The sequence below is a fragment of the Rufibacter sp. DG15C genome (assembly GCF_001577755.1).
GTDB lineage: Bacteria > Bacteroidota > Bacteroidia > Cytophagales > Hymenobacteraceae > Nibribacter.
In genome coordinates this window covers 1,003,806-1,018,984 of the sequence record NZ_CP010776.1, presented here as the reverse complement: position 1 = coordinate 1,018,984, position 15,179 = coordinate 1,003,806, and the positions used below count along the sequence as shown (strand labels likewise).

Sequence of the window (15,179 nt, the reverse complement as noted above, 5' to 3'; positions counted from 1 at the left end):
TATAGCATCACAGGCCTTTTAAGAAATTTCGTTTTCGGGCTGTTTTCCAGAAATCAGCCCGAAAACGAATTAAGAAATCAACTTCGGCTTCAAATACTTAGCCGTGTGGTTTTCCTCAGACAATTTGGCCAAATCCTCTGGGATGCCTTCAAAGAGGAGGTGACCGCCGTTGGTACCGCCTTCGGGGCCCAGGTCAATAATCCAGTCTGCGCATTTAATGATGTCCATGTTGTGCTCAATGATGAGGACGGTGTTGCCGTTTTCTACCAGAGCATTCAGGGCGGTTAAGAGCTTGCTGATGTCATGGAAGTGCAGACCCGTGCTGGGCTCATCAAAGATGAACAGGATGTTGCCGTTATGCGGCGTGGCGCCTTTGGTCAGGAAAGACGCCAGTTTTACCCGTTGCGCCTCGCCACCCGACAAGGTATTGCTGGACTGACCTAGACGAATGTAACCTAAGCCCACGTCTTGCAACGGCTTCAGTTTCTCCAAAATCTTAGGCTGGTCTTCAAAGAAAATCAAGCTGTCGTCAATGGTCATGTCCAAGACCTGAGAGATGTTGCGCTCGCGGTAGGTGATATCCAGGATGTCTTGCTTGAACTTCTGGCCTTCGCAGGCCTCGCAGGTCAGGTAGATATCGGCCATGAATTGCATCTCAATCTTCACCTGGCCTTCTCCTTGGCAGACCTCGCAGCGGCCACCTTCAATGTTGAAGGAGAAGTGCGATGGCTTGAACCCGCGCGCTTTGGCCAAGGCTTGGTCGGCGTACATGGTCCGAATGGCGTCATAGGCCTTCACGTAGGTCACCGGGTTGGAACGCGACGACTTACCAATGGGGTTCTGGTCCACAAACTCCACGTGGGCCACGCGGTTCATGTCGCCAGAGAGTTTGTCAAACTTACCCGTGGCATCTGCGTGCCCGCCCAAGGATTTGATAAGCGCCGGCGCCAGAATCTTTTTTATTAAAGTAGACTTGCCCGAGCCGCTCACGCCCGTCACCACCGTCATCACGTTCAGCGGGAACTTCGCGCTTACGTTTTTGAGGTTGTTCTCCCGTGCGCCGTGCACCTCCACGCTGTTGCGCCAAGGACGACGTTGCGCCGGAACCGGTACTTCCATGCGTCCACTCAAGTAACGACCCGTGTAGGTATCGCTCTTCAGCAAGTCTTGGAACGTGCCTTGGAACATGAGATTTCCGCCGCCAGAACCGGCCTCCGGGCCAATGTCCAAAACCTGGTCGGCTACTTCCATCATGCCTTCTTCGTGCTCCACCACAATCACGGTATTGCCCATTTCTTGCAGGGAGCGGAGTACGCCAATGAGTTGGTCGGCATCTTTAGGGTGCAGGCCAATGCTGGGCTCATCCAGAATGTACATGGAACCCACCAAAGCACTACCCAAAGACGTGGCCAGGTTGATGCGCTGGCTCTCGCCACCCGACAAGGTATTAGATAGTCTATTCAAGGTTAGGTAACCCAAACCTACACGCGTCAAATAGCTTAAGCGGTTGGTGACTTCGGTCACCAGTCTATCGGCAATGGCTTGGTCGTGTTCGCTTAGCTGCAGGGTTTGGAAGAACTCCAGCGTTTTGGTCACGGGCATCAAGACCAAGTCTGTGATGCTCTTGCCATCTACCTTCACGTAGCCGGCGTCTTTGCGCAGGCGTGAGCCCTTACAGTCTGGACAAACCGTGCGGCCGCGGTAGCGGGACAACAATACGCGGTACTGAATCTTGTGCGTCTGCCCCGAGATATGCTTGAAGAAATCTGTCAGGCCCCCGAAGTACTTGTTCCCCTTCCATAGGAGTTCCTGCTGTTCCTCGGTGAGCTCATTGTAAGGTCTATGAATAGGGAAATCAAACCGGATGCCGTTTTTGACCAAGGGCTGTAGCCACTCGTTCTGCTTTTCGGTGCGCCAGGGCGCGATGGCTCCTTCAAAGACCGTGAGGCTTTTGTCTGGGATGACCAGGTCTGGGTCAATGCCGAGGACGCTTCCCCAGCCTTCGCAGGTCTGGCAGGCGCCGTAGGGGTTATTGAAGCTGAAGAAATTGACGTTGGGCTCCTCAAACACCATTCCGTCCAGCTCAAAGCGGTTGGAGAAAACGCGGGTCTCGTCACCTATGCGAACGTGGCATTCGTCATGGCCTTCATAGAACGCCGTCTGCACCGAGTCCGCCAGGCGCATCTGCAGGCTTTCGTCCTCCTCGTCTTGCTTGATGACGGTGCGGTCAATAAGTACAAAGACATCGCCCTTCGGTTCTGGCTTGTCATCGCCAATGAGTTCCTCAATAAAGAAGGCCTCGCCGTTCAATAAAACCCTGGAATAGCCTTTCTGTAGGAGCAGGTCCAGTTCTTTGCTGAGCTTGCGGTCTTTGGTCTGCTGCAATGGGGCCAGAATCATGATGCGCGTGTCGTTGGGCAGCGTCATGAGATTATCCACCACGCTGGACACGGTGTCCTTCTTCACCTCTTGGCCAGACACCGGCGAAATGGTCTTGCCAATGCGGGCGTACAACAGCTTGAGGTAGTCGTAAATCTCGGTGCTGGTGCCCACAGTGGAGCGGTTGTTTCTAATGCTTACCTTCTGCTCAATGGCAATGGCCGGGCTGATGCCCCTAATGTAGTCCACGTCGGGCTTGTCCATGCGGCCTAGGAACTGGCGGGCGTAGGAGCTAAGGCTCTCCACGTACATGCGCTGGCCTTCGGCGTAGAGGGTGTCAAACGCCAGGGAGGATTTGCCAGACCCCGAAAGGCCGGTCACCACAATGAACTGGTTGCGCGGCAGGGCCACGCTCAGGTTCTTTAAATTATGAACGCGGGCCCGCTTGATGATGATGTTCTCGCGGGCATCTAGTGCGTCTATTTCTGAGTCTTGGATGAGATCTTCTGTCATAAGAATTTATAGCCTCTCTAGAACATGAACCGCGGCAGAATAATTCTGTTTACCGGCAATTAAACAGCCTGAGACTAAACCGCAAAGGTAGACATACGCATTGGCATTTAGAAGAGTCGCGCTTGTCTGCGTTTTTGGTCTGTTTTCTAGAAATCAAGCCAAAAACGAAACCAGAAACTTGTGCTTATTCTGCGTACTTTGTAACTTTCTAGACCAGTTTCTCATAAGAGAGTACTTGTTACATCATGTTTCACTTATAATTAAACACTACCATCATGGGAAGAGGAGATATCAAAAGCAAAAAAGGAAAGATCAGCAATGGCTCATTTGGCAACAGCCGTCCTAAAAAGGCCAAAAACGAATTGACCAAAGAAGCCAAGCTAGGCGGCAAGAAAGAGCCCAAAGCCCCAGTTGCCACCGCTGAGTAAGCACCTGTTTTAAGCAAGAAAGAGCCCGCCCCCTGCAAAAGGGGCGGGCTCTTCTGTTACAGTGTCTTTGAATTGTTCACAGGAAAGCGGGCTGCAAATCGTTTTTGGCTTATTTTTCAGAAAATAAGCCAAAAACAGACGAGGATAAGCCGTATCTTCGTTAATTCTACTAATGAAGACCTTAGTGGTCTATTTTACAGGACTCTACATGGATTATATTGAAGTAACGTTTACCAGCTCCCCAGACTACACAGACATCCTCATCGCAGAACTAGGCGAACTGGGCTATGACACCTTCCAGGAAACCGAGACCGGCTTTCAGGCTTATGCCCCAGAGGACCAATTCTCTGAAGAAGCCCTGCAGGAAGTGGTGGAGCGCTACAGCTTTGCCGCCAGCTTTCCTTATGAGGTGAAGCGCATTGCCAAGCAGAACTGGAACGAGGAATGGGAAAAGAACTTTGAACCTTTGCTCATCAGCAACCAAGTGTCTGTGCGGGCAGATTTCCACCCCAAGCCAGAGGGCGTGCAGTATGACATTGTGATCACGCCTAAGATGTCGTTCGGGACGGGCCACCATGAAACCACCACGTTAATGATTGAGAACCAACTGACCCTCAATCACGTAGGCATGCGCGTATTGGACATGGGCTGCGGCACCGGCATCCTGGCTATCATGGCCGAGCAGCTGGGCGCCCGCGAAGTACTGGCCGTGGACATTGAAGACTGGACCGTAGAAAACGCCAAGGAAAACGCCGAGCGCAATGCCTGTAAAACCCTGGAAGTACGCCTGGGAGATGCATCTGTTCTGGCGGGAGAGGCGCCTTTTGACATCATCCTAGCTAATATCAACCGCAACGTCCTGCTAGAGGACATGCCTATATACAGTGAACTATTGAAAGCGCAAGGACCGTTGGTATTAAGTGGCTTCTACACAGAGGATTTGCCTATGTTGCAAGAGAAAGCAGCAGAATGCAATCTCTCGTTTGAGACCTCGCGCACCAAGAACAATTGGGTTTCCGCCATTTTCCGGAAGAACGATTAATCAACCCCTATTTTCTCTTCTTCTTATGAAGCACTTTACTCTCTCTCTCTTTTTGTTTCTGGTTGGGTTTGTGGGATATGGACAGAGTTATAAGCTGTCAGCAGAAGACCCACAACAGTTTCTGGTAGATGCCCGCACCATAATGGCCGGGACCAAGAACGCCGTCGCCCTGGAGGCGGCCACCGGCTTGGAGTCCGCCTGGAACAGTGGCAAGCTCAGCGCCGCCCAGAAAACCAAGGTCATGGAGCTCTCCCAGCAGATGCTCAAAAAGAAAATGAAGTCACGGCCGCACTTTGAAAGTTTCTGGGGCGCAGTGGGCAGTGCCGTGAACGTGCACCAGTACAGCGGGGCCAATATGGACCAGTTCCTGACTGTGACCGAACAGACCTTGCAGAAGCAGGATTTTAAAGTGTATGAGAAATACCTGAACACCGCTTACGCCTTCCTAGGCACCAAAACACTCTACAAAGGGCCTACCAATGGTTTAAGAGTATTAAATGGAAGTTTCAGCTTTGAATACCGTGAAGGCACTGCCTCAGCCGGCACAGACAGCGGTTGGGGAGAAGAGCCTCCCGTTGTAGAGAAACCGGTCGCTAAGCCAGCCACTCCGGCCCCCGTAGCCGCAGCCAAGCCCAAAACACCTGCTCCAGCCGCCAAGAAACCAGTTAAGAAAGTAGAAGATGACCCGTGGGCCAGCTGGGATCCACCCAAAGCAGCCAAACCCGCCGAGGACGATCCATGGGCCTCTTGGGACAAGCCTAAGAAAAAGGCTCCGGCCAAGAAGACAGCCAGCAAGCCTAAAACAACTACCACTACTCCTAAGAAAGAAGAGCCTGCTCCATTAAAAGAAGTGGTGCAACCAGAGCCTATGCGCTTTGCTTACACGGCCGCGCCTTTGCCAGAAATCAAAGGTCCGGTGGTGGTATTGAAAGACGTTGACCTATTGCTGACGGCGCCGTTTGACTCGGTGACTATCAAGAAAACCTCAGGTGCGGTGTCTTTGGGCGGCGGCATGTTTGTGGGCAACGGCGGCACGTTCACGTGGAACAGTCTGGGCGGCGACGCCACGGCTACATTCAAAGGCATTGCCGTAGAGGTGAGCAAAGCCGGTTTCAAAGCCGAGGATGTGACCTTGAACTTCCCCGCGGTGTTGGACAACAACATACAGGGTAACCTGGAATACAAACTGGTGCGCACTCCGACCAATGGCCAGAAAGCCTACCCGCGCTTTATCTCGCACACCAATGACGCCAAAATCAAACGCTTTGGCGCAGATGTGCAGTACGTGGGTGGCATGTCCCTGCTGGGTAACAAACTCATGAGTGCCTCTCTGGATGAAAGCCCTTCTACTATCTGGGTGTCACAGAACGGCGAGAAGAAATTCAGGTCCTGGGCGCGCAACTACACCATCACGGACAGCTTAATCTCTGCGCCTGAGGCCGGAATTGCCATGTACCAGGGCAAAGACTCCATTGCGCACCCGGGGGTTCAGTTCAAATACAACAAGAACTCCAAGCGCCTGTTGCTCATGAACCCGGATGGGCTATACAAAACCACGCCGTACTCTAATTCTTATCACCAGGTAGAGCTTACCTCAGAGATGGCCGTTTGGGATTTGCAGAAACCGCAGATTGACTTCGGGATTGTGACGGCTAAAAACCAAGTGCCGGCGCAAGTCGCTTCTAAGGAATACTTCACAGAGACTACATTTCAGCAGATTCAGAACATCTCCAATTTCCACCCACTGTATTTAGTGGTGGGCTTTGCGCAGAAGAAAGGCGCCAAGGGGTTCCATATCTCTGAGATGATAGAGGAGTTTAAGATGAAGCCAGCCACGGCGCATACTACGCTCAATTCTTTGATGCAGGGTAACTTTGTGGACTATGACGTTCCGTCTGGTAACGTGCAGGTGCTGGACAAGGCCTTCCATTACGTTGAGGCGTCCCGCAACAAGAAAGACTTTGACTACATTCAATTGAACGCTTTGTCACCGGCGGGTAAAAACGCTACGCTAGACTTAGCCACCGGTGATTTGATTCTGCGCGGCGTTAAGAAATTCCCGTTCAACGCAGACTCTACCGTGTACGCCGAGCCAGATAGCCAGATAGTGCGCATCCAGAAAAACCGCAACATCTCGTTCAACGGCAAGGTGGTGTCGCCTAACTTCAGTTTTAAAGGCAAGGAGTTCATGTTTGACTATGATGGTTTCTTCATCAACATGGCCAAGATTGACTCTACCATTGTAACCACCAAAGCCACCGATAAAGACGGTAAACCCAAGCAGTCTAACTTTGCCATGGTAAGCCGTGGCGACAAAGGGACGGCCAAGTTGTACCTGAACCGGGCAGATAATAAGTCTGGTAGAAAGAAAGTACCCGGTTATCCGTCACTAGATGCCGTTTCTGGCGCTACGGTATACTTCAACAAGCCTGAGATCATGGGCGGCGTGTATGACACCACCGTGTACTTTACGGTACCGCCGTTTAAAATTGACAGCATGACCAGTTCCAAGGCCAGTGCCATCAGCTTTAACGGTACGTTTACCTCGGGTGGTATTTTCCCGGATTTCCCTACCAAGTTGAGTGTGCAGCCAGATGGGACTTTGGGCTTTAGGTACATCATCCCCAAGGGTGGTTTCAACGCCTATGGCAACAAAGGCAAGTTCACAGATACCTTGACCATGGACGGCAAAGGCCTGCGCGGGCGTGGTACGTTGTCGTATCAGACAGCCACCATGTACTCGCCTAACTTCACCTTCTTCGTGGACTCTGCGCATACAGACAAGGGCGTGAAAGGCAGTTTTGTGGCGGGTTCTGTGGCCCAGGGCTCTTACCCCAGCGGAAGCTTCAATGCCTTTACCATGCAATGGTGGCCGTATAAAGACACGCTAGAGGTAAGAACCAAAGGCAAGGACGTCATGAAGTTGTTTAATGAGCGCTTCACCTATAAAGGCATGCTGGGCTTTACACCGTCTGCCTTGTTTGGGGACGGGGTGGCAGAGAGCAAGGATGTAGCCATCAAGTCGCCGTTGTTTGTGTTCAAGAAAGGCCTTATTCATGGCAACAGGGCTTCCATGGAGATCAGCTCGGCAGACATCAAGCGGCCAGCCCTGTCTACCTATGACATTTTCCTAGACTTCTACTTAGACGAAGGCTACTCCAAATATGCGCCAGAACGCAAAGGCTTTGCCAGTACGGTGTTCCCGTTTGCGCAGTACAAGTCCTCTCTGGGCGGCGGCCGCTGGGATTTCAAAGAAAAGAAACTGACGCTTACCTCGGGTCAGGATGACAACACGTCCTACTTCTACTCCATGAAGCCGGGTGTAGACTCGCTAAGATTCAAGGCGACGGGCGCGGTGTATGACCTGAGCAAATCTACCTTGATGGCCTCTGGCGTGCCCTACATCCCGGTAGGCGACAGCTACGTGATACCAGATAGCAATAGAGTGCACATCTTGGAGAACGCCAAGCTTAAAACCTTCAAGAATGCCGGTTTGGCCATGGACTCCCTTCAGAAACACCACCAACTGGTGCGCGGCGAAATCCATATTGACAACAACCAGGCGCTGACCGGTAATGCCATCTATCAGTTTGCCAACGCCGCCACAGACAAGTACAACATCAAGTTCAACAACTTCGCCTGGAATGAGGTTTCTGAAGATAAAAAGGAGAGAAAGAAGGAGGCTACGGCTACACCTTTCTTCCTGGCCTCAGCTACGGTGAATGAGAAAGACACCCTCTACATTCTGCCCAGAGTACGGTATTATGGAGACGTAAAACTTCACTCCAACAAAAAGCACATGGACTTTGACGGACACGCCAAGCTGAGCTTCACGGGCATGGAGAAGTCTGACTGGTTCCCATACAAACGCGAAGGCCTGAACCCTGAAGATGTGCGCTTAGAGATTACTAAACCAGCATTGGCAGATGGCACGCCGTTGAAAACAGGTATCCATATCAACAACGGTACTGGTAAGATTTACAACACCTTTGTGTCGCAGAAGCAGGACCTCACAGACTTGGACGTGTTTGAAGTGGAGGGCTTCTTGTCCTTTGACAAAGAAACCAAGAGCTTTAAGTTAGGCGAAGAAGGCAGAGCCTATGGTAAGTCCTATACCGGCAACATGCTCCAGTACAATGACGCTACCAAACAACTCACCTATGACGGTACGTTCAAATTGATTGAGCCCACCAAAGGCTTTGAGTTAAAGGCCGCAGGAACTGGTAATGCCCGCACAGATAGCAGCTCGTATAACCTGAACACCTTCCTGGCCTTTGACTATGACATTCCAGCGCAGGCGGTGGAGAGCATGGGCAATACTTTGGCTAAGAACGTGGACGGTGCGCCAGAAGCCATAGACCTCAATGATGCTACCTTGCCTTATAAACTGGCCGCATTCTTAGGCGACAAAGGCGTAGAGGAGTTTAAGAAGCAGACGGCAGCGGGCTATGTGCCTTTCTCCAAGATTTCGCCTAAGTTGTTGCACAGCCTGGTCTTGAATCAAGTGCAGTTCAAATGGTCGCCTAAAACCAATGCCTGGTACAGCGTGGGTCCATTGAGTTTGGCAGGAGTGGGCAAAAAAGACATCAATGCCAAGATCAATGGGTACATTGAAATAAAGCGCGGCGCCTCTGGAGACGCAGTAGCCATCTTCCTGGAGCCAACGCCGTATGCCTGGTACTTCCTGAATTTCTATGAAGGCGCCTTAGGCTTGGCCTCCTCAGATGAAGGATTCAACGGCATCATCTCAGACAAAGCCAAAGGCGGTGGGCCGGGCGCTGGTTCTTACAACTTCTACCCGGTAGAGCAGATAGAGAAGATGGAGTTTGTGAACTACTTTAGAAAGAACTACCTGGGCAAGGAGCCTTTGAAAGCGGCACCAGCGCAACCAGTGTACAACACCTTTGACACGGCACCGGCCGAAGAAACCGGCAAGAAAGCCAAGAAAAAGAAAGGCAAGTCAGAAGAGGCCACCGATGCGGTTCCTCCAGGATTTGAACCAGCTCCGGCCAAAACGCAGGAAGAAGCCCCGGCCAAGTCTAAGAAAGAGAAAAAGAAGAAAGACGCTGAGGTAGAACCAGCCCCAGACATTCCGTTGGCTGACCCTGTGACTGAAGACCCAAAGAAAGACAAAAAGAAAAAGAAGAAGGACGAAGGCACCCCGCCGCCAGACATCAACCCGACGGGCAACTAAGTCCCGCCTCTGCTTCTTCACAACCTTCTGCCGCACAGGCAGTATTATACAGCATCCCGTTTTTGGCCTGATTTCTCAGAAACAGCCTAAAAACGGGATGCTGTATTTCGGGTCTAAGGCACCTTGGGGCTTGGGTAGTACAAAGGGCTTTCTCTATATTTGGAGAATAATATAACCACACACGTACAAGATATAGGCCGCAAGGCCTGTGTTGAGAAGAAGAAGCATGGAAGGATTGATTATTGGAGGGATGTTTTTGGCCGCGTACCTCATTGGGGCTCTGCCTACCGCGGTTTGGGTAGGGCAGGCGTACTATGGCATAGACGTGCGTGAACATGGCAGCGGCAACGCCGGCGCTACCAACACTTTTAGGGTACTGGGCAAAAAGCCCGGCGCAGTGGTGATGCTGGTAGATATCTTTAAAGGCTGGACGGCCACTTCCCTGGCGGGCTTCCTGCTGATTTTTGAGGCTATTCCGGCTGAGCAGGTGGTGCTGTATAAAATCTTGCTAGGCACTTTGGCGGTAATTGGGCACGTGTTCCCGGTGTACGTGGGCTTTAAGGGCGGCAAAGGCGTGGCCACGCTCATGGGCATGGTGCTAGCCGTGCAGACAGACGTGGCGCTCATCTGCCTGGGCATTTTCATCATTGTGCTGCTTGCGTTTAAATATGTGTCATTGGGCTCTATGCTGGCGGCCATAGCGTTTCCCTTGCTTTTGCTCTTGCCTAAGTTTCACCCCGAAGAACCTTTGATGATGGTCTTTGGTGTGTTGATTGCGCTGCTGGTTATTTTTACGCACCGCAAGAACATCGGCCGGCTGCTGCAGGGCGTGGAAAGCAAAATCAGCTTCGGCGGAAAAAAATCCTGACCTATGCCATTTCCAGATAAGACAACAAAGCCATTCTTTAGGAGAGAGTGGCTTTTCTTTTTAATTTAAAACCTTCGTAACCCACCTTCTATGAAAGACTATATCCAAGAGAATAAAGACCGCTTCATCAATGAGTTGCTGGACTTGTTGCGCATCCCGTCGGTGAGCGCTGACCCCGCCTTTAAAGGCGATGTGCTCAAGGCCGCCGAGTTTCTGAAGCAGAAGCTACAGGAAGCCGGCGCCGACAACGCCCAGTTGTTTGAGACCGCCGGTAACCCCATTGTCTACGCCGAGAAAATCATTGACCCCAGCCTGCCCACGGTGCTGGTGTACGGCCACTATGACGTGCAGCCCGCCGACCCATATGAGCTTTGGGACTCGCCGCCGTTTGAGCCGGTCATCAAAGACGAGAAGATATACGCCCGCGGCGCCTGTGATGACAAAGGCCAGACCTATATGCACGTGAAGGCCTTTGAGACCATGATGCACCACAACCAGATGCCGTGCAACGTCAAGTTCATGATTGAAGGCGAAGAAGAAGTAGGCTCTGTGAACCTGGCCACCTTCGTGAAAGCCAACACAGAGTTATTGAAGTCAGACGTGATTGTGATTTCTGACACGGGCATGCTGGCCAATGACGTGCCGTCTGTAACGACTGGTCTGCGCGGTCTAAGCTACCATGAGGTAGAAGTGACCGGTCCTAACCGTGACCTGCACTCAGGTCTATATGGTGGCGCGGTGGCCAACCCCATTAATGTGCTGTGCAAGATGATTGCGTCGCTGCATGATGAGAACAACCACATCACCATTCCGGGCTTCTATGACAAGGTAGAAGAGCTGAGCCAAGAAGAACGTGCCGAAATGGCCCGCGCTCCTTTCAGCCTGGACAACTACAAGAAAGCTCTGGACCTCTCTGACGTACACGGCGAAGCCGGCTATAGCACCATGGAGCGCAACTCCATCAGGCCTACACTGGATGTGAACGGCATTTGGGGCGGCTACACCGGCGAAGGTGCCAAGACCGTGATTCCTTCCAAAGCCTTTGCTAAGATCTCCATGCGTCTGGTGCCGCACCAATCGTCAGAAGAAATCTCTGAGCTTTTCCAGAAGCATTTTGAGTCCATTGCGCCGCCCAGCGTAAAAGTGGTAGTGAAACCGCATCACGGCGGTGAGCCGGTGGTGACGCCTACCACCTCGGCGGGCTACCAGGCGGCTGCCAAGGCCATGGAAGATACTTTTGGGAAGAAGCCAGTGCCGGTACGCAGCGGCGGAAGCATCCCAATTGTGGCCATGTTCAAGTCAGTGCTGGACGTAGACACCGTGTTGATGGGCTTCGGGCTAGATTCAGACGCTATTCACTCGCCTAATGAGCACTTCGGGATTTTCAACTTCATGAAAGGCATTGAAACCATTCCAGTGTTTTACCAGCATTTTGCTGAGCTTCAGAAATAGACGCAAGACATAAGACTGTTTCAGCAGAGGTGTGACTTGATTATTGCGAATACCGTTTTTGGCCTGTTTTACAGAAAACAGGCCAAAAATAAAAATCCCCACCCTCAAGAAGAAGGTGGGGATTTTTTATGAGCACAAGTCCTGTGCCTTGCGTCTTACATCGTGTGTCTTACTTGCTCAGCGGGAAGCCTACAGACAGTTGGAAGACAGAGTGACGGGCATCTTTGAAATCGCCGCGGGCAGGAGAGTCATCAGATAAGTCTGTGAAGGCGCCGTTGTAGCGCAAGCCCAGGCTCACCCCACCCGAAGTGGCGAATCCTAAACCGGCGGCGTAGCCTATCTCAAAGTCTGAGTAGCCTTCTTTGCTTTTCTCGCTGGTAGATCTGTCCTGCAATTCGCCGTCCACATAGGTTTTGGTCTTGTCATTCACGTTGATCAGGTAAGACAACTGTGGGCCCGCCTCAAAGAAGAAGCCAGCGGCCTTTACTCTGGCCAATACTGGCACGTCTAAGTAGTTGAAATTGGCAGAGCCTTCCTGGCGAGTCTCAGTGCCAAACAATGAGGTGGTCACTTTGTCATCATACTTGAAGCCTTTATTAGAGTACAGAAACTCTGGCTGGATAGACAACAAGTCACTAATCACCGGGATGTTGGCGTATAAGCCGCCATGAAAGCCTAGTTTGTTATTGAAGCGACTTTCGTCTTTCAGGTCACCAGAAAGGTTAGAATAATTAGCGCCTGCTTTGATACCAATAGTTGTTTGGGCTTGAGCTGCAAAAGATCCTACTACTGCAACTAAAAGGATAAATGCTTTTTTCATGGGTGTCAGTTTTTGGGGAATTAGTTCCATTTACTTGTCAACGTACGTTTCAAATCTTATGCCAGATTTAAAGGAACGCTGCAATGCAAAGGCTATGACACACAGAAAGCCCCGCATAGCAAGGCTTTCTGTGTGAAAAATTACAGTTTTTCTAATATGTCTTATTTACGTGGCAAGGTAAAGCCAATGGTAGCCATCACGACTGAATGACGCGCGTTGGTCAATTCGTCATTGTCTTCTTTGGCCAAGGCATTGATACCACCGTTGTATCTTACGCCTAAGCTTAAGCCGTTGTCTAACTGATATCCAACGCCGGCAGCATAGCCAATCTCAATCTCAGAGAAATCATCTTTGTCATATCTCTCAGTTGACTCATAGCTTTCATCATTTACCTTAAACTCACTGTTGTCTTTTACAGAAAGTAGGTAAGACACCTGTGGGCCGGCCTCAAAGAACAATCCACCTGCGTTTACTCTCAAAAGCACCGGCAAATCCAAGTAGTTGTAGTTCACGTCGCCTTTGATTTTGTAATCTGTGCCACCTACCGTGAACTTCTCATCATTGTATTGGTAGCCTTTTTGCGAATACAGCAATTCTGGCTGAAGTGATAGGAACCCATCACCGGAAAGGTCAAAGTTGGCCGTCAAGCCGCCTACAAACCCAAACTTGTTATCATAAATGTCTTCGTTTTCTAAGTCACCAGAAAGGTTAGAGTACGTCATACCAGCTTTTAAGCCAATGCGTGGTCCAGATTGAGCGTTCGCGAAAGAGAAGGAAAGTGCGGCAGCTACAAATAATACAATCTTTTTCATAATCTTGTTGGTTTGTAAAAAGTAAGTAGACTGTTTAGCCTACCCGTAATTGTGGGTGTTATACGACTATAACGGAAAAGGTTGTATATATTGTTTAAGTATTCAGCGCCTTTCTTAAAACGTCACTCTGGAAAAAGTATAATACTTAACATAATCTAAGAGGGACCTCAAAAGTGATTATAAAGTTACGTGGGTAAGTGATTGAGTCTCAGATTGTGATTCATGAGCGCACAAAAAGGCATAAAAAAAGAGGCCTGTGGTAGACAGGCCTCTTTAGATGGAATGGTACTTAGAATATTATCTGGTACCCAATGTATAGCTAAGTCCCAACTGGAAAACAGAGTTGGTGATTTTATCAGCGTCATCATTGTCAATGATGCTGGTCAAGCCACCTTGGTAACGCAGACCAATGCCTAATCCGCTAGCCATTTGGTAACCCAAGCCAGCGGCATAGCCGAATTCAAATTTCTTGTAGTCGTCTGTCTCGCCTTCGCTAACAGATACCAAGTAACCCAAGGTAGGGCCGCCTTCAAAATACAAGCCTCCAGCATTTACTCTTACCATGATAGGAAGATCAATGTAGCGTAGGCTTTGGTTGAAGTCATCATCATCGTCACCGCTCACTGCAAATCCTTTGCTAGAAAACAACAACTCTGGACGGATAGACACCATCTCAGAAATGCCATAGTCTAAGAAACCACCCACGTGGAAACCAAACTGAGAGTCTAACTCATCTGTGCCGTCGCCAGACAGATTGCTGTAATTTACTCCGGCTTTAAGGCCTAATTTAATTCCTTCTTGGGCCTGTGCGGCAAATGAGAAGGTGAACAACGCTGCTAAAATGAATACTAGTTTTTTCATAATTGTACAGATTAAGTGATGGGTTACGTCCTAATTTGACTAAATATATAAATTATATATATAAAATTAGTAGAAAGGTGATATTTTTTAAATAATTAAGCCCGATTTAACTATTTGATAACCAGTTAAATCGGGCTTGACTGTTTATTTGCTGATACGGTAGCTTACAGAAAGCTGGATTACTGAATTTTTAATTTTTGCATCATCATCCTCTTCTGCAATGCCAGTAAAGTCACCGTTGTAGCGTAGGCTCAGGGCTACTCCGTTAGAAAGCTCATAGCCAGCACCTAAGGCATAACCCAAACCTACAGATCTTAATCCGTCAGTAGAAGAGTCGCTGTCCTCTTCGCTTTCAGAAGTTCCGTCAGCTGCCTTGTATGTTCCTTTCACAGTACCTTTGGCACTCATTAAGAAAGAAACCTGAGGACCCACTTCCAAGAAGAAGTTACCTTGTTTGATGTGCGCAAGTACTGGTACATCTATGTAGTTTATCTGTTGAGTCATCTCCATGGAATATCTATCCCCTGCCTCAAAAATATTAGACTCAGACTCTTCCATTTTAAAGCCTTTGCCAGAAAACATAATCTCTGGACGAATAGAAACCATCTCGTTGATGCCGTAGTCTGCAAACGCGCCAAAGTGTAATCCAATCCTCGGATCTGCGCTAGAGGCGTCATCTCCTGTAATGTTGGCGTAGTTGATACCAGCTTTCAAGCCTAATTTGATACCGCCGTCTTGTGCCTGGGCAAAATAAGAGCTGCAAACTGCTGCAACCACTAGTAATACTTTTTTCATGTTAATAAAGGGTAG

The 15,179-nt window shown here is 50.0% G+C and carries 10 protein-coding genes; 5 read left to right on the top strand and 5 right to left on the bottom strand.

Annotated elements, in window-relative coordinates:
* Positions 1 to 69: 69 nt before the first annotated feature.
* Positions 70 to 2,892, bottom strand: coding sequence for an excinuclease ABC subunit UvrA (gene uvrA, locus TH61_RS04220; RefSeq protein WP_197464092.1), 2,823 nt, complete (start codon positions 2,890 to 2,892; stop codon positions 70 to 72).
* A gap of 275 nt (positions 2,893 to 3,167) precedes the next feature.
* Here uvrA and TH61_RS17775 point away from each other — a divergent pair, with 275 nt between their 5' ends.
* The 5 genes from TH61_RS17775 to TH61_RS04200 all read left to right on the top strand — a co-directional run bounded on the left by TH61_RS17775 (position 3,168) and on the right by TH61_RS04200 (position 11,876).
* Entirely contained in the window at positions 3,168 to 3,320 is a 153-nt protein-coding gene (locus tag TH61_RS17775; RefSeq protein WP_071887774.1) for a 30S ribosomal protein THX, read from the top strand.
* Between the two features lie 172 nt (positions 3,321 to 3,492).
* A complete protein-coding gene (gene prmA / locus TH61_RS04215) occupies positions 3,493 to 4,362 on the top strand; it encodes a 50S ribosomal protein L11 methyltransferase (protein ID WP_231862299.1) in 870 nt (289 codons plus the stop codon).
* Between the two features lie 25 nt (positions 4,363 to 4,387).
* Positions 4,388 to 9,556, top strand: coding sequence for a hypothetical protein (locus TH61_RS04210; protein WP_066506233.1), 5,169 nt, complete (start codon positions 4,388 to 4,390; stop codon positions 9,554 to 9,556).
* Positions 9,557 to 9,782: 226 nt separating this feature from the next.
* Entirely contained in the window at positions 9,783 to 10,424 is a 642-nt protein-coding gene (gene plsY / locus TH61_RS04205; protein ID WP_066506232.1) for a glycerol-3-phosphate 1-O-acyltransferase PlsY, read from the top strand.
* A gap of 90 nt (positions 10,425 to 10,514) precedes the next feature.
* Complete coding sequence (locus tag TH61_RS04200) at positions 10,515 to 11,876, top strand: dipeptidase (RefSeq protein WP_066506229.1); 1,362 nt, start codon at positions 10,515 to 10,517, stop codon at positions 11,874 to 11,876.
* 169 nt (positions 11,877 to 12,045) lie between these two features.
* Here TH61_RS04200 and TH61_RS04195 read toward each other — a convergent pair whose 3' ends face one another.
* The 4 genes from TH61_RS04195 to TH61_RS04180 form a co-directional block, all read right to left on the bottom strand.
* A complete protein-coding gene (locus TH61_RS04195; RefSeq protein ID WP_231862298.1) occupies positions 12,046 to 12,696 on the bottom strand; it encodes a porin family protein in 651 nt (216 codons plus the stop codon).
* A 161-nt stretch (positions 12,697 to 12,857) separates the two neighbouring features.
* Positions 12,858 to 13,508, bottom strand: a complete 651-nt coding sequence (locus TH61_RS04190) for a porin family protein (protein ID WP_071887773.1) — start codon at positions 13,506 to 13,508, stop codon at positions 12,858 to 12,860.
* Positions 13,509 to 13,805: 297 nt separating this feature from the next.
* Positions 13,806 to 14,369 carry a porin family protein gene (locus tag TH61_RS04185; RefSeq protein ID WP_066506223.1) on the bottom strand — a complete coding sequence of 188 codons (564 nt, stop codon included), beginning with the start codon at positions 14,367 to 14,369 and terminating at the stop codon, positions 13,806 to 13,808.
* Positions 14,370 to 14,513: 144 nt separating this feature from the next.
* Complete coding sequence (locus tag TH61_RS04180) at positions 14,514 to 15,164, bottom strand: porin family protein (protein ID WP_066506221.1); 651 nt, start codon at positions 15,162 to 15,164, stop codon at positions 14,514 to 14,516.
* Between the last annotated feature and the right edge of the window lie 15 nt (positions 15,165 to 15,179).